The organism is Blastococcus sp. SYSU DS0828 (genome assembly GCF_054050975.1).
This window is the reverse complement of record NZ_JBJHAK010000004.1, coordinates 184,936-209,498: the sequence shown is the minus strand read 5'-3', so window position 1 is coordinate 209,498 and position 24,563 is coordinate 184,936. Positions and strand designations below refer to the sequence as shown.

Annotated in this window: 26 protein-coding genes; 14 read left to right on the top strand and 12 right to left on the bottom strand. The window is 72.8% G+C overall.

Annotated features, from left to right (window positions below; all coding sequences use genetic code 11):
• Positions 1-153: 153 nt before the first annotated feature.
• Positions 154-1,191 carry a recombinase RecA gene (gene recA, locus ACI79Q_RS05090; RefSeq protein WP_346619486.1) on the top strand — a complete coding sequence of 346 codons (1,038 nt, stop codon included), beginning with the start codon at positions 154-156 and terminating at the stop codon, positions 1,189-1,191.
• A 4-nt stretch (positions 1,192-1,195) separates the two neighbouring features.
• Positions 1,196-1,849: a regulatory protein RecX gene (locus tag ACI79Q_RS05085; RefSeq protein WP_456614310.1), complete on the top strand. Its 654-nt coding sequence runs from the start codon at positions 1,196-1,198 to the stop codon at positions 1,847-1,849.
• Between the two features lie 31 nt (positions 1,850-1,880).
• Here the strand turns inward: ACI79Q_RS05085 and ACI79Q_RS05080 are convergent, their stop codons facing one another.
• From ACI79Q_RS05080 to ACI79Q_RS05040, 9 genes are all read right to left on the bottom strand, one after another.
• A complete protein-coding gene (locus ACI79Q_RS05080; protein ID WP_456600551.1) occupies positions 1,881-2,423 on the bottom strand; it encodes an AAA family ATPase in 543 nt (180 codons plus the stop codon).
• 71 nt (positions 2,424-2,494) lie between these two features.
• Positions 2,495-2,872, bottom strand: a complete 378-nt coding sequence (locus ACI79Q_RS05075) for a nuclear transport factor 2 family protein (RefSeq protein WP_456589358.1) — start codon at positions 2,870-2,872, stop codon at positions 2,495-2,497.
• A 74-nt stretch (positions 2,873-2,946) separates the two neighbouring features.
• Entirely contained in the window at positions 2,947-3,417 is a 471-nt protein-coding gene (locus tag ACI79Q_RS05070) for a hypothetical protein (RefSeq protein ID WP_456589359.1), read from the bottom strand.
• A 147-nt stretch (positions 3,418-3,564) separates the two neighbouring features.
• The gene (locus ACI79Q_RS05065) at positions 3,565-4,455 is read right to left on the bottom strand and encodes an amino acid ABC transporter permease (RefSeq protein WP_456589360.1); all 891 of its coding nucleotides are present in this window, start codon (positions 4,453-4,455) and stop codon (positions 3,565-3,567) included.
• The gene (locus ACI79Q_RS05060) at positions 4,452-5,099 is read right to left on the bottom strand and encodes an amino acid ABC transporter permease (protein ID WP_456589361.1); all 648 of its coding nucleotides are present in this window, start codon (positions 5,097-5,099) and stop codon (positions 4,452-4,454) included. Before ACI79Q_RS05060 ends, ACI79Q_RS05065 begins: the two co-directional genes overlap by 4 nt.
• 74 nt (positions 5,100-5,173) lie before the next feature.
• A complete protein-coding gene (locus ACI79Q_RS05055) occupies positions 5,174-6,070 on the bottom strand; it encodes a glutamate ABC transporter substrate-binding protein (RefSeq protein WP_456589362.1) in 897 nt (298 codons plus the stop codon).
• Positions 6,071-6,093: 23 nt separating this feature from the next.
• Positions 6,094-6,849 (bottom strand): amino acid ABC transporter ATP-binding protein, encoded by a 756-nt coding sequence (locus ACI79Q_RS05050; RefSeq protein WP_456589363.1) that lies wholly within the window; start codon positions 6,847-6,849, stop codon positions 6,094-6,096.
• Between the two features lie 82 nt (positions 6,850-6,931).
• On the bottom strand, positions 6,932-7,213 hold the full coding sequence (locus ACI79Q_RS05045; protein WP_456589364.1) for a helix-turn-helix domain-containing protein: 282 nt from the start codon (positions 7,211-7,213) through the stop codon (positions 6,932-6,934).
• Positions 7,210-7,836 carry a DUF2975 domain-containing protein gene (locus tag ACI79Q_RS05040; RefSeq protein WP_456589365.1) on the bottom strand — a complete coding sequence of 209 codons (627 nt, stop codon included), beginning with the start codon at positions 7,834-7,836 and terminating at the stop codon, positions 7,210-7,212. The genes ACI79Q_RS05045 and ACI79Q_RS05040 overlap by 4 nt, the downstream gene beginning before the upstream one ends.
• Positions 7,837-7,908: 72 nt before the next feature.
• Here ACI79Q_RS05040 and miaB point away from each other — a divergent pair, with 72 nt between their 5' ends.
• Complete coding sequence (gene miaB, locus ACI79Q_RS05035) at positions 7,909-9,390, top strand: tRNA (N6-isopentenyl adenosine(37)-C2)-methylthiotransferase MiaB (protein ID WP_456614309.1); 1,482 nt, start codon at positions 7,909-7,911, stop codon at positions 9,388-9,390.
• A gap of 73 nt (positions 9,391-9,463) precedes the next feature.
• Here miaB and ACI79Q_RS05030 read toward each other — a convergent pair whose 3' ends face one another.
• Positions 9,464-10,969 carry a DUF349 domain-containing protein gene (locus tag ACI79Q_RS05030; protein ID WP_456614308.1) on the bottom strand — a complete coding sequence of 502 codons (1,506 nt, stop codon included), beginning with the start codon at positions 10,967-10,969 and terminating at the stop codon, positions 9,464-9,466.
• A gap of 40 nt (positions 10,970-11,009) precedes the next feature.
• Here ACI79Q_RS05030 and ACI79Q_RS05025 point away from each other — a divergent pair, with 40 nt between their 5' ends.
• From ACI79Q_RS05025 to dapF, 3 genes are read left to right on the top strand one after another with little or no spacing between them, the layout of a single operon-like run.
• A complete protein-coding gene (locus tag ACI79Q_RS05025) occupies positions 11,010-11,735 on the top strand; it encodes a hypothetical protein (RefSeq protein WP_456598767.1) in 726 nt (241 codons plus the stop codon).
• Positions 11,732-12,688 (top strand): tRNA (adenosine(37)-N6)-dimethylallyltransferase MiaA, encoded by a 957-nt coding sequence (gene miaA, locus ACI79Q_RS05020; protein ID WP_456598766.1) that lies wholly within the window; start codon positions 11,732-11,734, stop codon positions 12,686-12,688. Before ACI79Q_RS05025 ends, miaA begins: the two co-directional genes overlap by 4 nt.
• The gene (gene dapF, locus ACI79Q_RS05015; protein ID WP_456614307.1) at positions 12,685-13,557 is read left to right on the top strand and encodes a diaminopimelate epimerase; all 873 of its coding nucleotides are present in this window, start codon (positions 12,685-12,687) and stop codon (positions 13,555-13,557) included. The genes miaA and dapF overlap by 4 nt, the downstream gene beginning before the upstream one ends.
• Before the next feature lie 4 nt (positions 13,558-13,561).
• On the opposite strand, the gene ACI79Q_RS05010 is transcribed toward dapF, so the two are convergent.
• Positions 13,562-13,768, bottom strand: coding sequence for a hypothetical protein (locus ACI79Q_RS05010; RefSeq protein ID WP_456589371.1), 207 nt, complete (start codon positions 13,766-13,768; stop codon positions 13,562-13,564).
• A gap of 114 nt (positions 13,769-13,882) precedes the next feature.
• Here ACI79Q_RS05010 and hflX point away from each other — a divergent pair, with 114 nt between their 5' ends.
• Genes hflX through ACI79Q_RS04995 form a run of 3 tightly spaced genes read left to right on the top strand, consistent with a single transcriptional unit; the run spans position 13,883 to position 17,169 of the window.
• The gene (gene hflX / locus ACI79Q_RS05005) at positions 13,883-15,373 is read left to right on the top strand and encodes a GTPase HflX (protein WP_456589372.1); all 1,491 of its coding nucleotides are present in this window, start codon (positions 13,883-13,885) and stop codon (positions 15,371-15,373) included.
• 58 nt (positions 15,374-15,431) lie between these two features.
• Entirely contained in the window at positions 15,432-16,154 is a 723-nt protein-coding gene (locus ACI79Q_RS05000) for a phosphatase PAP2 family protein (protein ID WP_456589373.1), read from the top strand.
• A complete protein-coding gene (locus tag ACI79Q_RS04995; RefSeq protein ID WP_456614306.1) occupies positions 16,126-17,169 on the top strand; it encodes a hypothetical protein in 1,044 nt (347 codons plus the stop codon). Before ACI79Q_RS05000 ends, ACI79Q_RS04995 begins: the two co-directional genes overlap by 29 nt.
• A gap of 3 nt (positions 17,170-17,172) precedes the next feature.
• Here ACI79Q_RS04995 and lexA read toward each other — a convergent pair whose 3' ends face one another.
• A complete protein-coding gene (gene lexA, locus ACI79Q_RS04990; RefSeq protein WP_456614305.1) occupies positions 17,173-17,928 on the bottom strand; it encodes a transcriptional repressor LexA in 756 nt (251 codons plus the stop codon).
• Positions 17,929-18,388: 460 nt separating this feature from the next.
• Here lexA and ACI79Q_RS04985 point away from each other — a divergent pair, with 460 nt between their 5' ends.
• The 5 genes from ACI79Q_RS04985 to ACI79Q_RS04965 all read left to right on the top strand — a co-directional run bounded on the left by ACI79Q_RS04985 (position 18,389) and on the right by ACI79Q_RS04965 (position 24,557).
• Positions 18,389-18,637 (top strand): LysM peptidoglycan-binding domain-containing protein, encoded by a 249-nt coding sequence (locus ACI79Q_RS04985; protein ID WP_456614304.1) that lies wholly within the window; start codon positions 18,389-18,391, stop codon positions 18,635-18,637.
• 124 nt (positions 18,638-18,761) lie between these two features.
• The gene (locus ACI79Q_RS04980; RefSeq protein ID WP_456614303.1) at positions 18,762-19,514 is read left to right on the top strand and encodes a hypothetical protein; all 753 of its coding nucleotides are present in this window, start codon (positions 18,762-18,764) and stop codon (positions 19,512-19,514) included.
• A 516-nt stretch (positions 19,515-20,030) separates the two neighbouring features.
• Positions 20,031-20,552, top strand: a complete 522-nt coding sequence (gene nrdR / locus ACI79Q_RS04975; protein ID WP_456589378.1) for a transcriptional regulator NrdR — start codon at positions 20,031-20,033, stop codon at positions 20,550-20,552.
• A gap of 144 nt (positions 20,553-20,696) precedes the next feature.
• Positions 20,697-23,579 (top strand): vitamin B12-dependent ribonucleotide reductase, encoded by a 2,883-nt coding sequence (locus ACI79Q_RS04970; protein ID WP_456589379.1) that lies wholly within the window; start codon positions 20,697-20,699, stop codon positions 23,577-23,579.
• A gap of 252 nt (positions 23,580-23,831) precedes the next feature.
• On the top strand, positions 23,832-24,557 hold the full coding sequence (locus ACI79Q_RS04965) for an IclR family transcriptional regulator (protein WP_456614302.1): 726 nt from the start codon (positions 23,832-23,834) through the stop codon (positions 24,555-24,557).
• Positions 24,558-24,563 lie beyond the last annotated feature (6 nt).

Below are 24,563 nucleotides of genomic sequence, written 5' to 3'. Positions count from 1 at the left end.
CGTGTCGGCCTGGCAGTCGAACAGGTGTTCGGCCTACTGTGACGTCCACAGGGCGGCCGCTCCTCCACACCCCGCCCCGCAATCCGGAAACTGTCGGTGCCTCGCCCTAGCGTCGGTCCCGACCCGCTTCTCGCGAACCGAAGGTGACGCACCATGCCAGCAACGCTCGACCGCGACAAGGCCCTCGACATGGCCCTCGCCCAGATCGACAAGCAGTTCGGCAAGGGCTCGGTGATGCGGCTGGGCGACAGCCCCGAGGTGGCCATCAAGGTCATCCCGACCGGCTCGATCGCCCTCGACATCGCGCTGGGCATCGGTGGCCTGCCCCGCGGCCGGGTCATCGAGGTCTACGGGCCGGAGTCCTCCGGTAAGACCACGGTCGCCCTGCACGCGGTGGCCAACGCCCAGGCCAACGGCGGCATCGCCGCGTTCATCGACGCCGAGCACGCGCTCGACCCGGAGTACGCCCGCGCCATCGGCGTGGACACCGACGCGCTGCTGGTCAGCCAGCCCGACACCGGTGAGCAGGCGCTGGAGATCGCGGACATGCTGATCCGCTCCGGCGCGCTCGACATCATCGTCATCGACTCCGTCGCGGCCCTGGTGCCGCGCGCCGAGATCGAGGGCGAGATGGGTGACAGCCACGTGGGTCTGCAGGCCCGCCTGATGAGCCAGGCGCTGCGCAAGATCACCGGTGCGCTGAGCAACTCCGGCACGACGGCGATCTTCATCAACCAGCTGCGCGAGAAGGTCGGCGTCGTCTACGGCTCGCCCGAGGTCACCACCGGTGGCCGGGCGCTGAAGTTCTACTCGTCGGTGCGGCTCGACGTCCGTCGTATCGAAACCCTCAAGCAGGGCACCGACGCGATCGGCAGCCGTACCCGCATCAAGGTGGTCAAGAACAAGGTCGCCGCGCCGTTCAAGCAGGCCGAGCTCGACATCCTGTGGGGCCAGGGCTTCAGCCGCGAGGGCGGCATCGTCGACGCCGGTGTCGAGCAGGGCATCGTGAAGAAGTCCGGTGCTTGGTACACCTACGAGGGCGACCAGCTCGGCCAGGGCAAGGAGAACGTCCGCAACTTCCTGAAGGACAACCCCGACCTCGCCGACGAGATCGAGAAGAAGGTCAAGGAGAAGCTGGGCATCGGCCCGACGCTGGACGCTCCGGCGCCGGTCGACGCCCCCGACTTCTGATCCGGTGCTGGACGACCGGCCCTCGAACCGTCGGCGCGGCTCCGGGGTGACCCGGGCCGGCCGACGTTCGCGGACGCCGGGTGGCGACGATCCCCTGACCCCGGACGTCGCCCCCGGTTCCCCGGAGGACGACGCGGGCGATCCCGAGCAGGTCGCACGGTCGATCTGCCTCCGTGCGCTGACCGGGGCCCCGAAGACCCGCCAGCAACTGGCGGATCTCCTCGCGACCCGGGGAGTGCCCGATGACGCGGCCGAGGCGGTGCTGGACCGGTTCACCGAGGTCGGCCTGATCGACGACGCCGCGTTCGCCCGCGCCTGGGTGAGCAGCCGGCAGGCCGGTCGTGGACTGGCGCGCCGGGCGCTCTCCGCCGAACTGCGGGCGAAGGGCGTCGATCCGGAGACGGCCGCGGAGGCCGTCGAAGCGGTGGATGACGACGACGAGCGCGACGCGGCTTGTCGGCTCGTGGCCCGGCGGGTCGGGAGCATGCGCCGGCTCGACCGTGCGACGGCCACCCGCCGGCTCATCGGCATGCTCACCCGCAAGGGCTATAACGGCGGTCTCGCCGCGGCGGTCGTGCGGGAGACGCTGGACGAGGCAGAGCTCGGCGATGACGTCGGCGACCTCCCCGAGTTCGACGAGGAGAGCGCGCTTCCCTGACCGGCGAGGTCGAGCCGGCCGTGAGTACGGCTCACGAGGGGTGGCGGCGAGGTCCGTCTGGTGCCGGCCGGTCGAGCCGGCGCATCAGCTCGAGCACCACGTCGGTGACCGGCTGTCGGGCGTCTACCCGTAGGGGCGATTCATGAGCCCAGGGTGCGTACGCCGCCGCACGCGCGACGATCTCGCCCCACGAAGGCTCCGGCACGTGCGACAGGTCTCGTAGCCGGCCCTCCAGCCGACGGCGGTGCTCGACCTCGTCCTCGAGGACCAGCAGCACGAAGGCGAGGTCCACGCCGGCGGTGGCGGCCGCCACCCGCCAGGTCTCGCGGGCGGGTTCGCTGTCGTTCACCGCATCCACCACGACGGATGCTCCGAGCGCGAGGTTCTGCTGCACCACGGCCCGTGCGGCTTCGTACGCCGCTACCCCGGTCTCCCCGGAGCGGGGGAGCCCTGCGCCCAGGAGCGCGTCCTCGATCGGGTCGATGGAGACGTGGACGGCCCTCAGCCGGGCAGCCAGCTCGGTGGCGACCGCGGACTTGCCGGTGCCCGGCAGCCCCGAGATGACGATCAGCATCCACTCACCGTGCCGGGTCGGGGCGCGGTGCACCGGCCGACACGGCGTGTCCGGCGGGCTCCGGTGCGCGTTCAGCCGCCGGCGACCTCGGTGCCCTGGTGGTAGATGACGCGCCAGTCGTCGGCCGTGCGTTCCCAGATGGTCGCGCGTCGCGTGACCCGGGCATCCTGCCGGAGTCGGTAGGTCAGCAGGAACGTGTCACCACCCAGCGGGCGGCAGGCGACGTCGCTGGTCTCCCAGTCATCGAGGACGCCGTCTGCGTAGCGCTGCTCCAGCACCGACCACACGTGCTCGCGGTCGTAGCGGGCGCCGGACGCGCCGACCTCCCAGAAGTCCTCGGCGGTCATGGCCTCGAAGGCGGACCGGCTCGTTCCTCGCTCGGTTCGGTGGAACAGAGGTTCCCGGGCCATCAGTTCGTCGAGGACGGCGGTGACGTCCGAGGCACCCATGCACGCCACTGTGCCTGTCCGCGAGACGATCGCACCGGGCGAGGACCGGCCACCATCGCGTTCCTCGGCCAGACTTAGCCTGCGGCGAGCCAGGCGGTCACGTCGACGGCCACCCCGTCCGGGGCTTCCGGGTCGGCCACCAGCCAGGCCGGGTCCCGGAGTTGGCCGCTCGACAGCCAGCGGGTGATCTCCGCGTCGAAGGCGTCCTCGTCCGAGGCGTTCGGGCGGCGGCGCTCACCGACGAACGTCAGATCGGTCTCGGTGCCGTCCTCGTAGCGGAGCACCACCCGGCACCGCGACCGCCGGTGCCGGGCCGGCGGCACGACCTCGCGGACGACCGCGCTCTCCGCGCCGGCTGCCTCGGCGAGCGCCGGCGCGGCGGCGCGCAGACGCTCGACGAACGCCTGGCCCGCGTCCAGCTGGGCCGCCGCATCCACCGTCACGGGGGCGACGACGGGCGCGTCGGCGGCCGGCGGGATCGTCTCAGTGGAACTCCGGGGAACCGGGGGCAGGTTGCGGCGCCCGGCCGCGTGCATCGTCTCCATCGTGCCGACCAGTCTCGCGACCGTTTCGCTCCGTGACCCTCCGGCGCGCCCAGCTGGGACGAGTGGGTCGGACGTGAACGAGCCGGTCAGGCGGGTGGCGAGTCGGTGGCCCCCTGGTCGAGGGCGCCGTCGGTACGAGCGGGCAGCTCACACCGCGCCGCCGCCACCACCCATCTGCACGTCCGCCGGCAACTCGGCCTTGCCTCCACCCGACGTAGCGCTCCGGCGGGTGCGCCGCTCGACGAGTTTCGCCAGCTGTGAGAGCAGCACGTTGATCACGATGTAGATCAGCCCTGCGGCGACGTACAGCTGGAAGGTGTACTGGTTGCCGAAGCTGAGGGAGAAGAACTCCACCAGGCTGCGCGCACCTCGGAGCAGCTCGAAGTAGCCGATGATGAACCCGAGCGAGCTGTCCTTCAGCAGGACGACGAGTTGGGCGATCAGGACCGGGAGCATGCGTCGGGTGGCCTGGGGGAGCAGCACCAGCGACATCACCTGGTACTTGCGCATGCCGATGCCGAAGGCGGCCTCGCGCTGCCCCTTGTCGATCGACAGGATCCCGGCCCGGAAGATCTCGGCGAGCACCGCCGAGTTGTAGAGGATGAGCCCGCCGGCGAGCGCCTGGAAGGCGGAGAGCTCGATGCCGTACTTCGGCAGTACGAAGTACAGCGCGAAGATGACGACAAGCAGCGGGATGGCCCGGAAGAACTCGATGTAGGTGCCGACCAGCCAGCGCACTGGGCGGTGGTCGGACAACCGCCCGACGGCCAGCAGCAGCCCCAGGACTGTGGCCACGACCATGCCGACAGCCGCGACCTGGAGCGTGTTGACCAGCGCGCGGCCGAGCGTCTGCGGGACGCCGGTGCGCGGATCGAACAGCACCGCCCAGCGCTGGCTCTCCAGCTGACCGTTGCCGGCCAGCCGGATGAGGACGACGGCGAGGATCCCCAGGATCAGCAGAATGCCGATGCCGGTACCGACGCGGATGCGGGCGCGCGCCTTGGGCCCGGGGATGTCGAAGAGGACCGGCGTGGTCATCGGAGGATCGCCACCCGTCGCTCCAGGCGGTGCACGCCGAAGGCGAGCGGCAACGTGATGATCATGTAGGCGACCACGACCCCCAGCAGGACGGCGGTGAGCTGCCCGGCGTCGGCGTTGACCAGGCGGGGGAGCAAGGAGCTCAGCTCGCTGGTGGCGAAGCCTGCCGCGATGGAGCTGTTCTTGACCATCGCGATGAAGACGTTGCCCAGCGGCGGGACGACGGTGCGGAACGCCTGCGGGAGCACCACCTCGCGCAGCGACTGCCCGAAGGTGAGGCCGATGGCGCGGGACGCTTCGGCCTGCCCGGTCGAGACGGAGTTGATCCCCGAGCGCACCGCCTCGCAGACGAACGCCGCGGTGTACAGCCCGAGGGACAGCACAGCCCCTGTGTAGAAGCCCAGGATGAAGTCGATCTGCGGCAGGCCGAAGATCAGGAAGAAGAAGACCACCGTCAGCGGCGTGTTGCGGAAGGTCTCGACGTAGAAGGTCGCCAGCCCGCGCAGCGGCGGGACCGGACTGACCCGCGCCGCGGCCAGGAGCGTGCCCAGCACCAGCGCCAACAGGCCGGCGAGCAGTGACAGGCTCAGCGTCGTCAGGAACGCATCCCACAGCAGGCCGAAGTTGTCAGCGAGGAACTGCACACCGCCTCCTCTCGGGGCTGGTCAGAAGGCGGCGCTGTGGGGCGGGTACCCCCGCCCCACAGCGCCGGAGATTGTCAGTAGCGGTCGACGTCCGGCGGCTGGGGGGCCTCCTGGCCGCTGATGGCGCCGGCGGTGCGGTCCCAGGCGTCCGCCCAGGCGCCGCTCTCGTAGGCCTCTTCCAGCGTGTCGTTGATGAACGCGCGGAACTCGTCGTCACCCTTCGGCACGCCGATGCCGTACGGCTCCTCGGTGAACGGGTTGCCCACGAGCTCGAACGCGCCGTCGCTGCCGGCGACCAGGCCGGTGAGGATGACGTTGTCCGTGGTCACGGCGTCGACCTGGCCGTTGGCCAGGGCGTCGGCGCACTTGGAGTAGACGTCGAACAGCGTCAGGGTCGCCTCCGGGTAGTTGTCCCGGATGTTCTGTGCCGGCGTGGAGCCCTCCACCGAGCAGACGTTCTTGCCCGCCAGGTCCTCGGGGCCCTCGATGCCCTCCGGGTTGCCGGCCGCCACCATGATGTCCTGGCCGGCCTCGTAGTACGGCCCGGCGAAGTCGATCAGCTCCTTGCGGGCGTCGTTGATGGTGTAGGTCGCCACCACCATGTCGACCTGGCCGTTCTGGAGGAAGGGCTCGCGGTTGGCCGAGACGGTCTCGGTCCACTCGATGTCCTCGGGTGCGATGCCGAGTTCGGCGGCGATGATCTTGGCGATCTCGACGTCGAAGCCCTCAGGGGTCTCGGTGTTGGGGTTGAGGAGCCCGAACCCGGGCTGGTCGAACTTGGTGCCGACGGTGATGGACCCCGCCTCGGCCAGTTCGGCCATCGTGGTGCCGGCTTCGAAGTCGACCTCCTCCTGCACCTCGACGGTCGAGTCGGCGGCGTCCTCTGCCTGGTCGCCGGCCTCGCTGCCACCGCAGGCGGTGAGCATGAGGCCGAGGGCCGCGAGCGAGGCGGCGTAGCGGGTGGTGCGCATGAGCTGTCCTTCCGTAGGGACGGTCAGTGGTTCAGGATCTTGGACAGGAAGTCCTTGGCCCGGTCGGAGCTCGGGTTGCTGAAGAACGTCTCGGGGTCGGACGACTCCACGATCCGGCCGCCGTCCATGAACACGACGCGGTTGGCGGCCTTCCTCGCGAAACCCATCTCGTGGGTGACGACGATCATCGTCATGCCCTCGGCCGCCAGGCCGACCATCACGTCGAGCACCTCGCTGATCATCTCGGGGTCCAGGGCCGAGGTCGGCTCGTCGAAGAGCATGACCTTCGGGTCCATGGCGAGGGCCCGCGCGATCGCCACCCGCTGCTGCTGACCACCCGAGAGCTGAGCCGGGTACTTGTCCGCCTGGGCGCCCACGCCCACCCGGTCCAGCAGCTCGCGGGCGCGCTTCTCGGCGTCCACCTTGGAGCGCTTGCGGACCTTGATCGGCCCCAGGGTGACGTTCTCGAGGATCGTCTTGTGCGCGAAGAGGTTGAAGCTCTGGAAGACCATGCCGACGTCGGCGCGCAGGCGGGCGAGCTGCTTGCCCTCCTCGGGCAGCCGCTCGCCGTCGATGACGATCTCGCCCCTCTCGATCGACTCGAGGCGGTTGATCGCACGGCACAGCGTCGACTTGCCCGACCCCGACGGGCCGATGACGACGACGACCTCCCCGCGGGCGATCTCGAGGTCGATGTCCTGCAGCACGTGCAGGTCGCCGAACCACTTGTTCACGCCGGACAGGCGGACGAGAGGCTCTCCGGTCGTACGGCTGGTCACCCTGGGGACCCTAAGGGTGGGAGGTCGCGGTTCCCGCACCGCGCGATCACGAAGGCGTAACGAACCCCGGTAGGTCGCGCGCTCACGGCTCGGTGTCCGCCCGTTCGGGTGACCGCTCCGGCGCGACGGAGAAGAGATCGCCCGGCTGGCAGCCCAGCGCGCCGCAGACCGCGGTCAGCGTGGAGAACCGGACGGCGCGCGCCCGCCCGTTCTTGAGCACCGACAGGTTGACCACTGAGACGCCGACGCGTTCCGAGAGCTCGACCAGCGTCATGCCCCGCTCGTCCAGGAGCCGGTCCAGGTGGCAGACCACGCGGTGGGCGGCGTCCTCGTCGGGGGCCGGCTCGCCCAGGCGGGGGCTCACACGGTCCCCTCGACCTCGTCCTCCAGCGCGCGCCCGCGGCGGAAGGCCTCGGCCGCGGCCAGGAGGGCGAGGGCCAGCCCGATCGGCATGAACGGGATCGTGACCTCGAACAGGACGAGCGGGGAGTCGGGCCCGGCCAGGTCGAGGTGCTCGAGCACGGCGGTGGCGACCACTCCCTCGGCCATGGGCACCACCAGGCCGCCGAGGACGACGGCCGCGGCGAGGCCGGCCAACCGGCCGGGGTTGCGCCGGTCGAAGGGGTGCCCGTCGTGGATGGCCCAGAGCACCCGCGCCAGCAGCCATGCGCCGACAGCGACGGCGATCGCGCTCAGCGAGGCCGGCAGCTCGGTGAGCGCCCGCAGCCCGGCCGGGAGGTCGGAGGCGACCAGCGTCGACTCCGGCGTGGAGTCGACGACCCAGACCCCCTCCGGCAGCCCGGGCAGGTCGAGCGCGCGGTCCCCGTCCGGTTCGGCCGCGTTCACCGTGATGCTGCCGCCCGGCTGGGTGAGCTGGTTGATCGGCTGCACCACCGCGAAGAGGGCCGCGACGCCGGCGACGACGAACAGGACGGCGGCGCCCAGGTTCGTGCCGGTGCGGCCGAGGAAGGGGCGGCTCGTCGTCATGGCGCGGACCATAACGACTTTCGATAGCAACGACAATCGTTGTTCGGGCCGCGACGTACCCTTCCTCCTGTCATGAGCAGCCTTGTGGAGAGCCCCGCCCCGCGCACCTACCGGGTGCGCACCTACGGGTGCCAGATGAACGTGCACGACTCCGAGCGGCTGTCCGGCCTCCTGGAGCAGGCGGGGTACACCGCCGCGGCGGACGGGGACGACGCCGACGTCGTCGTCCTCAACACCTGCGCCGTGCGCGAGAACGCCGACAATCGCCTCTACGGCAACCTCGGGCACCTCCGCCCGGTCAAGGACGCCCGCCCCGGCATGCAGATCGCCGTCGGCGGCTGCCTCGCGCAGAAGGACCGCGGCGAGATCGTCCGGCGGGCGCCGTGGGTCGACGTCGTCTTCGGCACCCACAACGTCGGCTCGCTGCCGGCTCTTCTGGAGCGGGCCCGGCACAACGCCGAGGCGCAGGTGGAGATCGCCGAGGCGCTGGAGGTCTTCCCCTCGACCCTGCCCGCGAAGCGGGACTCCGCCTACTCCGGCTGGGTGTCGATCAGCGTCGGCTGCAACAACACCTGCACGTTCTGCATCGTCCCGGCGCTGCGCGGCAAGGAGAAGGACCGCCGTCCCGGCGAGATCCTGGCCGAGGTGCAGGCGCTGGTCGACCAGGGCGTGCTCGAGGTGACCCTGCTCGGGCAGAACGTGAACAGCTACGGCAGCGACTTCGGTGACCGTGGCGCGTTCGCCGACCTGCTGCGGGCCACCGGCCGCATCGAGGGGCTGGAGCGGATCCGGTTCACCAGCCCGCACCCGGCGATGTTCACGGACGACGTCATCGCCGCCATGGCCGAGACGCCGGCGGTCTGCCACCAGCTGCACATGCCGCTGCAGTCCGGCTCGGACGACGTCCTCAAGCGGATGCGCCGCGCCTACCGGCAGGAGCGCTACCTCGGAATCATCGACCGGGTGCGCGCCGCCATGCCCGACGCCGCGATCACCACCGACATCATCGTCGGGTTCCCCGGGGAGACGGAGGAGGACTTCCAGCAGACCCTGGACGTCGTCCGGCGGGCGCGGTTCGCCAGCGCCTTCACCTTCCAGTACTCCAAGCGGCCGGGCACGCCCGCCGCCGAGATGGAGGGGCAGCCGCCCAAGGAGGTCGTGCAGGAGCGCTACCTCCGGCTGACCGCGCTGCAGGACGAGATCAGCTGGGACGAGAACCGGAAGCTCGTCGGCGCGCGGGTGGAGCTGCTCGTGGCCGCGGGGGAGGGGAGCAAGGACGCCGCGCGCGGCCGGCTCTCCGGCCGTGCCCGCGACGGGCGGCTCGTGCACTTCACGGCGGCCGACGGGGTGCGCCCCGGCGACGTCGTCGAGACCGTCGTCACCCAGGCCGCGCCGCACCACCTGGTCGCCGACGGCCCGCTGCTGTCCCACCGGCGCACCCGCGCCGGGGACGCGAGCGAGGCCGGGACCCGGCCCACGACGCCGGGCGTCTCGCTGGGCATGCCGCGGATCGGCGTCCCCGAGCCGCTCCCGGTGCTCACGACCGGCTGCTGAACCAGGGCACAGGAAGCTTTACCTACGGGATCGCGAGCAGAACCGTAGGTAAAGCTTCCTATGCCTGGCAGGGCTAGCGGCGAGCGGACTTCTCGGCCTCGGCCAGCCACTCCCGCCGGGTGGCGAGGTTCGCCTGCGCCTCGGCGATGCGGCGCTGGTCGCCCGCGGCCTCGGCCTTGGCCAGCTGCTCCTCGGCCTTGGTGACGGCGGCCCGCATCGAGGCGACCATCGGGTTCTCCGGCGCGGTGCGCACCCGGCCGGCGTCGGCGGCCCCGCGCACCTTCTGCTCCACGGCCTGCATCCGGTCCTCGAGCTGGCGCATCACGGCGCGCGGCACGTGCCCGATGGCGTCGTAGCGCTCCTGGATCTTCCGCAGCGCGTTCTGGGCCCCGCGCAGGTCCTTGCCCGGGTCGAGCTGCTCGGCCTCGGCCAGCAGCTCCTCCTTGGCCCGCTGGTTGGCGACCTGCTCGGCGTCGCGCGCCTTGTCCTGCTCGGCGCGGGCGCTGAAGAACACGTCCTGCGCGGCGCGGAACTCCTTCCACAGGTCGTCGTCGCCGTCCCGGCCGGTGCGCGGCACGGCCTTCCAGCGGTCCATCAGCGAGCGCATCGCGGCGCTGGTGGGACCCCAGTCGGTGGACGTCGACAGCCGCCGCGCCTCGGCGATCAGCTCCTGCTTGGCCGCACGGGCCTCACCGCGCTGGGCGTCCAGCTGCGCGAAGTGGGCGCCGCGGCGGCGGCCGAAGGCGTCGCGGGCGGCGGCGAACCGGGACCACAGCGCGTCGTCGGTCCTGCGGTCGATGCCGCGGATGGTCTTCCACTCCTCGACGATCGCCTTGAGGCGGTCGCCGGCGGCCTTCCAGGACGTCGACTCGGCGGCGATCTGCTCGGCCTCGGCGGCCAGGGCCTCCTTGCGCGCCACCTGCGCCGCCCGGGCGGCGGCCTTCTCCGCCCGGTACTCGACGGCGGCGGCCTCGGCGGTCGCCACGATGGCGCCGGCCCGGGCGGCCAGCCCCTCGAGGTCGCCCACCGCGGCGGCGGTCGGGATCGACTCGGCCAGCGCCTGGGCCTTCGCCTTGATCTCGCCGGGGTTGCCGGTGTGCGCCTTGAGCCGGGCCTCCAGCAGCGACACCTCGGTGGCCAGGTCGTCGAAGCGGCGGCCGTAGTGGGCGAGCCCCGCCTCGGCGTCGCCCGCCTGCCACGAGCCGACCTCGCGCTCGCCGTCGGCGGTGCGCACGTAGACGGTGCCGTCCTCGTCGACCCGGCCCCACTGCGCCGGGTCGCTCACCACCCGCTCGACCGGAGGAGCCGCCGGGGCCGGGGCCGGCGTCGGCTCCGGGGTGGTCGCGGGTTCCGGTTCGGCCGCGGGTGCGGGCGCCGGCTCCGGTGCCGGCGCCGCGCCGGTGGGGTCGGCGAGGGCCGCCTCCGCGGGGGTCGGCGCCGCCGGCGTGCCGGCCGCGGGGGTCACCGCGTCGGCGCCGTCGGTCGGGGTCGCCGCCTCGGGGGCGGGGGTCTCGGGGGTCTCCGCAATCGGCGGAGCGGCCTGCTGCACCCCGTTGCCGGGGTCGTCCGTGCTCGACACGTCCGGCAGTGTCCCACGTCGCATCGGCGACACTGCTGCGGTGACCTCCCACCCCGGCGGCGTCCCGGCCCGGACGCCCCGCCCGTCGGCCGCCGTCGCCTTCTGCCCGTGCCCGCCGCTGCTGGTGCCGGCGGTGGAGGGGCGGCCCTTGCCCGAGACCGCCGCGCTGCGGTCGGCCTGCGCGGATGCGGTGACCGCCTTGCTCGGCGCCGCGCCGGAGGTGGTGGTCGTCGTGGGTCCCGGTGCGGCGCCCGGGGAACGCTTCGGGCCCGGCGACGGCGGTGACCTCCGCGGGTTCGGCGTCGATTTGGAGCTGCCCTTCGACGGGTGGTTGCGCCCGGGAGGTCTCCGGCTCCCGCTCGCGCACACCGTCGGTACCTGGCTGCTCGACCAGGCGTCGTTCGCCGGCACCCGCGTCGGGGTCGGGCCGGCCGACCTCGGGCAGCTGCTGCGGGACCTGCCGCCTCCGGTGGGCGTGCTCGCGATGGGCGACGGCTCGGCCCGGCGCTCGGTCAAGGCACCCGGGTACCTGGATCCGGCGGCCGAGCCGTTCGACGCCGCCGTCGCCACCGCCCTGGCGACGGGGGACACCGCCGGGCTGGCCGCGCTCGACCCGGCGGCGGGGGAGCGGCTCCTCGCCGCCGGCGTACCGGTCTGGCGGGCGGTGGGAGCCGCGCTCGCGGGCCGGCACGTCACCGCGCGGCTGCGGTACGACGGGGCGCCGTTCGGGGTGGGCTACCCGGTCGCCGACTGGGTGGTCGCGTGAGCGGAGCGCCCGGCGGCAGCGGACCAGTGGTCCCGACCCCGCCGCCGGTGGTCGCGATCGTCGGCCCGACGGCGACCGGCAAGACCGCGCTCGCCGTCGAGCTGGCCCGGCGGCTGGGCGGCGAGGTGGTGAACGCCGACTCGATGCAGCTCTACCGCGGCATGGACATCGGCACCGCCAAGCCCGGTCTCGCCGAGCGCGGCGGGGTGCCGCACCACCTGCTCGACCTGTGGCACGTGCGCGAACCGGCATCGGTGGCCGAGTACCGGCGGCGAGCGCGAGCCGAGATAGACCGGCTGCGGGCCGCCGGCACCGTGCCGCTGCTCGTCGGCGGCTCGGGGTTGTACGTGCGCGCCGTCCTCGACGAGCTGGAGTTCCCCGGCACCGACCCGGTGGTCCGCGCCCGCCTGGAGGGGGAGCTCGCGGACGCCGGTCCGGCCGCGCTGCACGCCCGGCTGGCCGGGCTCGACCCGGCCGCCGCCGCGGCCGTCCTGCCCAGCAACGGCCGGCGGATCGTGCGCGCTCTCGAGGTGATCGAGCTGACCGGTGGGCCGTTCCGCGCCGAGCTCCCCGAGCCGCGCCCGCACTACCCGGCGGTGGTGCTCGGGCTGGACCGCGAACCCGCGGAGCTCGACGAACGGATCGCCGTCCGGGTCGACCGGATGTGGGCCGCGGGGTTCGTGGACGAGGTGGCGGCGCTCGCCGCCGACGGGCTCCGCGAGGGGCCGACGGCCTCCCGCGCCCTCGGCTACGCCCAGGTGCTGGCCCAGTTCGACGGCGCGCTGTCGGCCGAGGAGGCACGCGAGCGCACCGTCACCACGACCCGCAGGTTCGTGCGTCGGCAGCGGTCCTGGTTCCGGCGGGACGCCGCGACGATGTGGCTCGACGCCGCCCGGGCCGACCTGGCCGACGCAGCGACCGGGGTGATCACCGGCCGTACGATCGATCCGTGACCTCCTCGCCGCGCGTGCTGCTCGGGCACGGCACCGAGAACGACTTCGTGGTGCTGCCCGACCCCGACGGCACCGTGTGGGCCGGCGAGCGGCTGGATGCCGCCATGGTGCGGCGGCTGTGCGAGCGCCGGGCCGGCCTGGGGGGCGACGGCGTGCTGCGGCTGGTGCGCAGCGCCCACGTGCCCGACGCTCCCGCCGTGCTGGGGGAGCACCTGCCCCGGTGCGAGTGGTTCATGGACCACCGCAACGCCGACGGCTCCTACGCCGAGATGTGCGGCAACGGCATCCGGCTGTTCCTGCACGCGCTGATCAGCGAGGGGCTCGTCGACCGCGCTGCCTGCGCCGACGGCCTGCTCGTCGGCACCCGGGGCGGGCCACGCCGGGTGGGCGCCGGTGCCGACGGCGGCTACTGGGTCGACATGGGCCCCGCCCGCCCGTTCGGCGAGGGCGAGGCGCTGCTCGACGGCCGGGCATTCGCCGGTCTCGCCGTCAGCATGGGCAACCCCCACCTGGCCTGCCTGACCGACGTGCCCGTCGAGCAGCTGGACCTGACCGGTACCCCGGCGTTCGACGAGGGGCTGTTCCCGGAGGGCGTCAACGTCGAGTTGGTGAACGTCCTGGAGCCGGGTGCCCACGTGCGGCTGCGGGTCAGCGAGCGCGGGGTGGGCGAGACGCGGTCGTGCGGCACCGGCGCCTGCGCCGCGGCCTACGCGGCCCTGCGTGCCGCGGGCGCCGACGAGGGCACGGTCGTCGTCGACGTCCCCGGGGGCCGCCTGTCGGTGCAGGTGACCCCCGGGACGACGGTCCTCAGCGGTCCGGCCGTGCTGGTGTCGGCCGGCACGCTGTGCCCGGAGTGGCTCCGGGCCTGAGGCGTCAGCGGCGGTCGTCGTCGGGCGGCAGCGGGACCATCGCGTCGTCGTCGCCGGTGGCCGGAGGGGTGGGTGGCGCCCCCCGGCCGCTGTCCTGGTCGGCGCCGGCACCCATCGGGTTGCGCGGCGGGCCGCCGATGCCCTCGGGGTCCCGGCCCGGGTCGTCCAGCTCGCTGTTCGAACCCAGCCGGCTCGATCCGCTCTCGCTCATCGGTTCCTCCTCCGTGCGTCGCGTTCGTCGCGCTGGCCCTACCCCTGCCGCCGGTCGGGATGCATCCGGGGCGTCGATGCGTTGTACCGGGCGATGACAACTCAGGTGCTTTCCATGCAGGACCGTGCCACGCTGGAGACGATGACGACCGCCCCCGACGCCCTGCCCCTCGACGAGCAGGCCGACCTCGACACCCGCTCCGCGCCCACCGGGCGGTGGGCCGAGGCCGACGACACCACCGGCTCCTACGCGCTCGAGGCGCGCGGCGCCCTGCGCCGGGTGGCCGGTCTCTCCACCGAGCTCGCCGACGTCACCGAGGTCGAGTACCGGCAGCTGCGACTCGAGCGCGTCGTGCTCGTCGGCGTCTGGACCGAGGGCACCCAGGCCGACGCCGACCGCTCGCTGGCCGAGCTGGCCGCCCTGGCCGAGACGGCGGGCTCGCAGGTGCTCGAGGCGGTCAGCCAGCGGCGCGACAAGCCCGACGCTGCCACCTACGTCGGCTCGGGCAAGGCCAACGAGATCCGCGACATCGTCGCCGCCACCGGCGCCGACACCGTCATCTGTGACGGTGAGCTCACCCCCGGCCAGCTCAACCAGCTGGAGAAGGTGCTCAAGGTCAAGGTCGTCGACCGGACGGCGCTGATCCTCGACATCTTCGCCCAGCACGCGACGAGCCGGGAGGGCAAGGCCCAGGTCGAGCTCGCCCAGATGCAGTACATGCTGCCGCGGCTGCGCGGTTGGGGTGAGTCGATGTCCCGGCAGGCCGGTGGCCGGGTCGCCGGCGGTGGCGGCATCGGTACCCGCGGACCGGGTGAGACGAAGATCGAGACCGACCGCCGGCGCATCCGCGCCCGGGTGAGCAAGCTGCGCCGGGAGATCGCCGGCATGGCGACCGCCCGCGCCACCCAGCGGGCGAGCCGGGGACGCAACGCCGTGCCGAGCGTGGCGATCGCCGGGTACACCAATGCGGGCAAGTCAAGCCTGCTCAACCAGCTCACCGGCGCCGGCGTGCTGGTGGAGAACGCGCTGTTCGCCACCCTCGACCCGACGGTGCGCCGGGCGCAGTCGCCGGACGGCCGGGAGTACACGCTCACCGACACCGTCGGCTTCGTGCGCCACCTGCCGCACCAGCTGGTGGACGCGTTCCGCTCCACGCTGGAGGAGGTCGCCGCGGCGGACCTGCTGCTGCACGTGGTCGACGGCTCCGACCCCGATCCGCTCGGCCAGATCGACGCCGTCCACGTCGTGCTGAGCGAGATCGACGCGGCCGCCGTGCCGGAGGTCATCGTCGTCAACAAGGTCGACGCGATGAGCGAGGAGGACATCCTCACCCTCCGCCAGGCCCTGCCGGGCGCGGTCTGGGTCTCGGCCCGCACCGGCGTCGGCATCGACGCCCTCCGCAAGCTGGTGGCCGAGCGGCTGCCGCACCCCGACGTCGAGGTCGACGTGCTCGTGCCCTACGAGCGCGGTGATCTCGTGGCCCGGGTGCACCGGGACGGCGAGGTGCTCGGCGAGCGGCACGAGGACGGCGGCACACGGCTCACCGCGCGGGTGGACGGCGCCCTCGCCGCGGTGCTCGAGGAGTTCGCGGTCCCGGTGGGCTGAGCTGGGGCGGTCGATCGGCTCGGATCACGATCCGGTCACGGGCCGGTACGGTGGCGGCGTGACCAGGGGCGCGGTGCGGGTGGCCGAGTCACCGCGCGCCGCCCCCGTGGTCCCGCCCGGCCGGCCGCCGTGGTGGCTGGTCGCCGTGGCGCTGCTGGTCGGCGTCCTCATCACCGCCGACCTGCTCCGCCACGGGCCGTCGGAGCGGATGGACCTCCGGGTGTCGGAGATCGTCAGCGACTGGGGCCTGAGGGACACGCCGGGCTACCCGGCGGTGTGGGTGGTCACGCAGCTCGGCGGGCGCGTGACCATCCTCGTCGTCCTCGCCGGCCTGGTCGGCTACCTGCTGTGGCGGCGCGGCACCTGGATGCCGGCCCTCCGCGTGCTGCTGGCGCTCGGGGTGCTGACCGCCGGGGTGTACGCGATCAAGCACGGGATCGGGCGGACGGCGCCGGCGTTCCCGGGCTCCTACTTCTTCCACGCCGACGGCGCCTCGTTCCCCTCCGGTCACGTCGCCAACGCAGTGCTCATGTGGGGGGTGGCCCGCTGGCAGGCGGTCGAGTACGGGCTCCCGCCGGCGGTACAGCGGACCTTCTGGTGGCTGAGCGTCGTCGGGCCGGTCGCCACTGGCGCGGCGATGGTGTCGCTGGACTTCCACTGGGTCACCGACGCGGTCGTGGGCGCCGCCGTCGGGATCGTCCTCCTGGGCGTGGTTCATGCACTGGACGCGATGGTTCTGTCACGCTTGGTACGTGCCCGAGCAGGCCAAGCGAGTTCCTAGCCGCGCCCGGCGGCGTCGGCTCGTCGTCGCGAGCGCCCTGACCGGCGCCCTGGCCGTGCTCGTCCCCGGGTCCGCGTCGGCGGAGGAGCCGGCGCCGGAGGTCCGGTGCGCCATCACGGACCCCCGACTCGCCGAGCTGTCCGGCCTGGTGGTGGTAGGAGAGCAGATGCTCGCCCTCAACGACGGCGGTGACCGGGTCGAAGTCCTCGGGCTCGATGCCGCCTGTGCGGTGGTCGACGTGCAGGCCGGGGCCGCGGACCCCTTCGACCCCGAAGACCTCGGCGTCGGCTCGGACGGGAGCGTCTGGATCGCCGACACCGGTGACAACGGCACGAGCCGTGCCACCGTCGCGCTGCATGTCCTCCGGCCCGACGGCGCGGCAGCGCTGCATCGGCTGACCTACCCCGACGGCGCGCACGACGCCGAGGCGCTGCTCCTGGCCCCGGACGGGACGCCGTACCTCGTGACCAAGGAAGTGCTCGGCTCCAGCGGGGTCTACCGGCCCGCCGCCGCGCTCGTCGACGGCGGCACTGTGCCGATGGAGCGGGTGGGCACGGTCAACGTCACCCTCACCGGAACCCCGGGTGGCCCCGTGGGTCGTGCGGGGCAGTTGCTGATCACCGGAGGTGCCGTTGCCGGCGACGGGAGCGCACTGGCGCTGCGCACCTACACGGACGCCTACGTGTGGCCGCTGTCCGGTTCGGACGTGCCCGGTGCGCTGGCCGGCGAACCGGTGCGGGTGGCGCTCCCCGAGTCGCCGCAGGGCGAGGCCGTCAGCTTCTCCGCCGACAACCGGGCGCTCGTGGTCGCGAGCGAGGGCCTGCCCAGCGCCGTCACCGTGGTTCCCCTGCCCGCCGCGACCGCCGCCGCGAGGCCGACTCCCGCGGAGGACCCGCTGCCGTCCTTCGCGGAACTCACCCGCTCGGACCGCTCGCCGATCGCCTCGGCGCTGATCGCCGCCGTCGTCGCCACTCTCGTGGTCTGGGTGGGCGGGAAACTGCGCCGCCGGACCTGACCCTCAGACCCGGCGCAGGACCGACACCACCCGCCCGAGGATCGTCGCCTCGTCTCCGGGGATCGGTTCGTAGGCCGGGTTGTGCGGCAGCAGCCACACGTGACCGTCCCGGCGCTTGTAGGTCTTCACCGTCGCCTCGCCGTCGATCATCGCCGCCACGATCTCCCCGTTCTCGGCGGTCGGCTGCTGGCGGACGACGACCCAGTCGCCGTCGCAGATGGCGGCCTCGATCATCGAGTCACCGGCCACCTTCAGCATGAAGACCGTCCCCTCGCCGACCAGCTCGCGCGGCAGCGGGAAGATGTCCTCCACCGCCTGCTCGGCGAGCACCGGCCCGCCGGCGGCGATCCGGCCGACGAGCGGGACGTAGGCGGGCGCGGCGGCCTGCACCCCGTCGTCGACCACGGGTCGCTCGACGGCCGCGGTGGTGGTCCGGCCGGCATCGCCGGGCAGGCGCACGTCCAGGGCGCGCGGCCGGTTGGGGTCGCGCCGCAGCCAGCCCTTCTTCTGCAGTACCGAGAGCTGGTGCGCGACCGAGGATGCCGAGGACAGTCCGACGGCCTCGCCGATCTCCCGCACCGAAGGGGGGTAGCCCCGTCGGTCGATCGAGTCGCGAATCACCTCGAGGACCCGCCGCTGCCGCTGGGTCAGCCCGTCCCCGTCGGCCGCGCGGTCGGGAAAGGCCCGCACCGACGCGGACCCGTCCGCCGTGCCCGCGGCGCCGCCCCGGTTGCCGGACGTCCTGCTCGAGTCCGCCACGTCTCCTCCTCGCCGGCTGCCCGCGCAGCTCTCGACCCTCGTCGTCGGAGGAACCGTAGCGCCGATCGCCGGCCACTTCAAACAGGTGTTCGAAACTTTCCGTGTCGGGTCACATCTGTCGGCCGCATCCGGTAGACATCGGACAGGCGTTCGAATCGAACACACGTTCGGGTCCGGCGACGTGCCGGCCAGAGGGGCTGAACAGATGACGAGCAGCACGGCATTGCGGGTCCGTGGAGAGGTGCCGGTCGGCCCGGCGGAGCGGCGTGCCGTTCGGCCACCCGCCCGGCACCTCCGGGTGCTCCCGCCGCCTCGCTCCTACGCGGAGACGCTCGACCCCGGGTCCGCTGCGCCTCTCCGGGCGGCGGGTCCCCCGAGGGCGGAGGCGGGGCGCCCACCCGGCCCGGGTCGTCCGGCGCAGCCGCCGCTCCGCCTGACGGCGCGCGGCCGCCGCCTGGTGGTGGTCCTCGCCCTCCTCCTCGCCGTGGGCACGATCGCCCTCGGTGACGCCGTCCTCGGGCAGGAGGGTGGCGGGTTGGCGCTCATGGGGACGACGAAGGTGGTCGTCGAGCCGGGCGACACGCTCTGGTCGATCGCCGGATCGGCCGCCGACGGGCGCGACGTCCGGGACGTCGTCGTCGACATCCGGCAGTTGAACGGGCTCGACACCGCAGCCATCACGCCTGGTCAGGTCCTTCTCCTGCCCTGACGCCTCGCGGACTCGCCCGAGAGCGCCTCGCGGCAAGGTGTTCACAACGCGGCTCGGCGACTTCGTCAACCCTCAGTACAGGCACGTTCACCGTGCGTGCTGGTCGGCCACCTACGGTACGTCCGTGTCCAGCGTCATGGAGAACCGCGCCGCCGTGTTCACCACTCGTCCCCAGGCCGTCGAGGTCCACCAGGCGGGTGCCTGGAGTGCGGGGGAGCTGTTGGGGTGGCGACACGACGACTCCGGCGCGTGCCAGATGTGGGTGCGGGTCGTCACCGGAGGCGAAGAGCAGGCGCTCTGGATCGACCTGGGGGATGTGCGGCTTCCGGAGTCGCCGGTCGTCGAGGTGTCCCCGGTGACGCAGGCGATGCCCGCCTCCCCGTCCGCGGCACCGCTCCGGGACGGTCCGTCGACCGATGTCGAGGCGACCGCCAGCCTGCCGCTGCTGCGCGACCGCTGTGAGCCGCGGACCGGTGCCCAGCGGCCGGGCGGTCGCCGGCGCGCGCCGGAGAGCGACCCCGTGCAGGCCGCGCCGGCGTCCTCGGTGCCGGTGCCTCCTCCGGGTCGGCACCGCGCTCCGGCCACCGAGTCCGGCCCGGTCGTGGGCCGGCACCGCGCCGCCGACACCGACCTCTTCCCGGCCGTCGTCGAGAGCGCGCCGGACGCGCAGTCCCCGACCCGTGAGGACCGACCGCGGGGCGGTGGCTGGTCGGTGCCCGCGGCCCGCTCCGCGAGCACGGTCGAGACCCGCTCCACGGCGAGCGGCTGGACCCCGCCGGCCGACGTCGACCAGGATCTCCTGACCCGCCCGATGCGGTTGAGTGACCAGATCCCGCACTCGCGGCGGCCCCGGGTGGGCGGCGCGGTCAGCGTCTGATCGTCGTTCGGCGGCCCTCGCCGCGTCGACCCCGCGGGGGTGCTCGGCGCCGCCGTCGCGTGCCCGCCGGGTCGCCCTTGGCCGGGTGCGGACCGCCCAGTTCGCCGATCGGTGTGCGGCCGGCGCGTGGTTCTGCGGGTCGGAACCGCGCATGAGCGCACAACCTTGCCGGGGCGAGCGTCCCCGGGTCGTTCCTGCGGTGTGTCGCCGCGCTCGGCACCCTCTCCGGGGAGCGTCGGGCACGGAGTTCGGCGCGTCGTCGCGGCGTGTCCTGTGACAGCTGGGGACCGCTGTTCCGCCTGCGCACCGCAGTGTCGGGGCGGAACACGCCGACGGAACGATCACTTGCACATCTTGTGTGGCCCGTCCTAGGGTTCCCCTACATCTAGTAGTTACAGAGCTGTAAGCCCGTCCACAGGCTGGTCCTCAGGTTGTCCCCGGCGCATCCACCGGATGTCCCCAGGGGAGTGCACAGCCGGCCGGTGGCGGGCGCGGCGCGAAGGGAGGTGAACCACCGTGCGTTGCCCGTTCTGCCACAACGCCGACAGTCGGGTCATCGACTCGCGGGAGGCCGACGAGGGCGCCACCACCCGGCGTCGTCGCTCCTGTCCTGCGTGCGGGCGGCGGTTCACCACCGTCGAGGAGGCGGTGCTCGCCGTCGTCAAGCGCAACGGCGTCAGCGAGCCGTTCAACCGCAGCAAGGTGGTTGCCGGCGTCCGGCGGGCCTGCCAGGGCCGGCCGGTCGACGAGGGCCAGCTCAAGCTCCTCGCCCAGCAGGTGGAGGACGCCATCCGCGCCAGCGGCGCGGCGGAGGTGCCGAGCCACGAGGTCGGCCTGGCCATCCTCGGCCCGCTGCGCGAGCTGGACGAGGTGGCCTACCTCCGGTTCGCCAGCGTCTACCGCTCCTTCACCTCGGTGGCCGACTTCGAGCGGGAGATCGCCGAGCTGAAGGCCCGGCAGCCCGCCGCGCCGCCGGGGGAGACGGGCCCGCCCGAGCCCCGGCGACCCGTTCCGTCCGGCACCGGCGCCGGCACCTGAGAACTGTCGGTGCCACCCGATAGACAGCAGTTCGAGCAGTTACCGATCGCGGCTCTTCCCCAGCCCCCGATCCACCACCGCGCAGCACCACCGCGCAGCCCCGCGAAGCACCACGCGACACACGACCAGGGAGAGCTCCACACCATGACCGAGACCGACGACCGCGTGGCCGGCGCCCGCCCCCGCCGCAGCGCCAAGACTCCCAGCCGGGCCAAGGGCCTCAAGATCAAGCGCGTCTTCACCACCGCTGGTGTGCACCCGTACGACGAGGTGACCTGGGAGCGTCGTGACGTCGTCATGACCAACTGGCGGGACGGCTCGATCAACTTCGAGCAGCGCGGTGTCGAGTTCCCGGCCGAGTGGAGCATCAACGCCACCAACATCGTCACCACGAAGTACTTCCGCGGCGCCGTCGGCACCCCGCAGCGCGAGACCAGCCTGCGCCAGCTCATCGACCGCGTGGTGCTCACCTACACCGAGGCCGGCCGCGAGCACGGCTACTTCGCCACCGAGGGCGACGCCGAGGTCTTCGAGCACGAGCTGACCTGGATGCTGCTGCACCAGTACTTCAGCTTCAACTCGCCGGTCTGGTTCAACGTCGGCACGAGCGCGCCGCAGCAGGTCAGCGCCTGCTTCATCCTCGCCGTCGACGACGAGATGGACTCGATCCTGAACTGGTACCGCGAGGAGGGCCTGATCTTCAAGGGCGGCTCCGGTGCCGGCCTGAACCTCTCCCGCATCCGCTCCTCCAAGGAGCTGCTCTCCTCCGGCGGCACGGCCTCCGGCCCGGTCAGCTTCATGCGCGGCGCCGACGCCTCCGCCGGGACCATCAAGTCCGGTGGCGCCACCCGCCGCGCGGCGAAGATGGTCGTGCTCGACATCGACCACCCCGACATCGAGGAGTTCATCGAGACCAAGGCGCGCGAGGAGGACAAGATCCGCGCGCTGCGCGACGCCGGGTACGACATGGACCTCGGTGGCAAGGACATCACCAGCGTCCAGTACCAGAACGCCAACAACTCGGTCCGCGTCTCCGACGAGTTCATGCGCGCGGTGGAGGAGGGCGACGAGTTCGGCCTGCGGGCCCGCCTCGACGGCTCGGTCATCGAGACCGTCGACGCCAAGTCGCTGTTCCGCAAGGTCACCCAGGCCGCCTGGGAGTGCGCCGACCCGGGCATCCAGTACGACGACACGATCAACGACTGGCACACCAACCCCGAGACCGGCCGCATCAACGCGTCCAACCCGTGCTCGGAGTACATGAGCCTGGACAACAGCTCGTGCAACCTGGCGTCGCTGAACCTCATGAAGTTCCTCAAGGACGACGGCACGTTCGACGCCAAGAACTTCGTGAAGGCCGTCGAGTTGGTCATCACCGCGATGGACATCTCGATCTGCTTCGCCGACTTCCCGACCGAGCCGATCGGCGAGACCACCCGCGCCTACCGGCAGCTGGGCATCGGCTACGCCAACCTGGGCGCCCTGCTCATGGCGACCGGCCACGCCTACGACTCGCGCGGTGGCCAGACGCTGGCCGCGGCGATCACCTCGCTGATGACCGGCACCGCCTACCGGCGCTCGGCCGAGCTCGCTGGCATCGTGGGGGCCTACGAGGGCTTCGCCCGCAACGCCGACGCGCACGCCCGGGTCATGCGCAAGCACGCCGCGGCCAACGACGCGATCCGCCCGGTGGGCGCCGACGACGCCGACGTGCTGAAGGTCGCCACCCAGCAGTGGCAGGAGTGCCTGGAGATCGGCGCCGAGAACGGCTGGCGCAACGCCCAGGCCTCGGTGCTGGCCCCCACCGGCACGATCGGTTTCATGATGGACTGCGACACGACCGGCATCGAGCCGGACTTCTCGCTGGTCAAGTTCAAGAAGCTGGTCGGCGGCGGCTCCATGCAGATCGTCAACCAGACGGTGCCGCGGGCGCTGCGGAGCCTGGGCTACCAGGAGGAGCAGATCGAGGCGATCGTCGAGTACATCGCCGAGCACGGCCACGTCGTCGATGCCCCGAGCCTGCGCCCGGAGCACTACGAGGTGTTCGACTGCGCCATGGGTGAGCGGGCCATCTCCCCGATGGGCCACGTCCGCATGATGGCCGCGGTCCAGCCCTTCATCTCCGGCGCGATCAGCAAGACGGTCAACATGCCGGAGACGGCGACCGTCGAGGACGTCGAGACGATCTACTTCCAGGGCTGGAAGATGGGTCTCAAGGCGCTGGCGATCTACCGCGACAACTGCAAGGTCGGCCAGCCGCTGTCCGGCGGCAAGGGCAAGAACGACGGCACCAAGGACGAGGTGAAGGCCGAGGCGACGGCGCCGGCCGCGCTGGCGCACCCGGTGCGCAAGCGGCTGCCGAAGAAGCGGACGAGCGTCACCACCTCGTTCAGCGTCGCCGGGGCCGAGGGCTACATGACCGCCGGGATGTACGAGGACGGCAGCCTCGGTGAGGTCTTCCTGAAGCTCGGCAAGCAGGGGTCGACCCTCGCCGGCGTGATGGACGCCTTCTCCATCTCGCTGTCCATCGCGCTGCAGCACGGTGTTCCGCTGGAGACCTACATCCAGAAGTTCACCAACATGCGCTTCGAGCCGGCCGGCATGACCGACGACCCGGACATCCGGATCGCCCAGTCGGTGATGGACTACATCTTCCGTCGCCTGGCGCTGGACCACCTGCCGGTCGAGAAGCGGGCCGGGCTCGGCATCTTCACGGCCGAGGAGCGCGCGGCCCAGGTGGCCGGGTACGACACCTCTGCCTCGACCGCCGCGGTCGTCGAGGAGGAGGAGGTCGACCTGGAGCAGCTGCGCGGCTCCGCGCCGATCGAGAGCGCTCCGGCCAAGGAGAAGGTGACCCCGGAGGGTCCGAAGTCGGTCAAGGAGGCGCACTCCTCGGCCGAGCTCCTCGAGCTGGTCACCGGCACCGCCACCGACGCGCCGCTGTGCATGACCTGCGGCACGAAGATGCGCCCGGCCGGCAGCTGCTACGTTTGCGAGGGCTGCGGCTCCACCAGCGGCTGCAGCTGAGATGAACGGCCAGGAGGACTTCCGCTGAATCGGACGCCTTCTCCCGCCTGAGGGCAGGAGCGCCCGATCCCGGTCGGCGGGAGACCTCCTCGGCCAGCACGGCTCGTCCACCGGCCCGGCTCTGCTCGGCAGAGCCGGGCCGGTGGCATGTCCACGGCCGGAACGACGCCACCGGCGGACGGTCGGCGGCCGTGATGACGGAGCGGCGACTCAGCCGGGGTGCGGGTGGCCGCGGCGGGCGACCGTAGGCTGGTGGCGGTACCGATCACGCTCGGAAGGACGACGATGTCGGACGGCGAGGGCGCGAGCGCGCCGCAGTCACAGACGCTCGACCGCGGCATCCGCATCCTCGAGCACCTGGCTGCCACCGGCAGTCCCCAGCCGATCGCCGACATCGGGCAGGCGCTCGGTCTGCACCGGTCCATCACCTACCGCCTGCTCCGGACGCTCGAGGACCACCAGCTCGTCGAGCGCGACGCGGTCGGCCGGTACTGGCTGGGGCTGGGGATGGCCGGCCTGGCGCGCGGTGTGCGCAGCGACCTCCAGACCGCCGCCCTGCCGCGGCTCAACGCGCTCGTGGCGGAACTGGCCATGACCGCCTTCCTCGTCGTCCGGACCGGCGACGAGGCGGTCACGGTGGCCACCGTCGAGCCGCAGGACGCGTCCGCGCACGTGGTGTACCGGCCCGGCACCCGCCACCCCGTCGGCCGGGGAGCGCCCGGGCTGGCGCTGCTCATGCCCGAGCCCCCCGCCGCCGACGACCGCGACGCGCTGCGGGAGGCCCGGCGGGTCGGCTGGGCCTCCTCGCACGGCGAGGTGATCCCCGGCCTGCGATCGATCGCCGCGCCCGTGGTGGGCCCCGACGGCGGGCAGCGAGCGGCGCTCGCCGTGGTCTTCGTCGACGACACCGCCGACGTGGCCCGGATCGGGCGCGCCGTCGTCGAGGCGGCCGAGAAGGTCGGCGCCGCGCTCCGCTGACCCGCG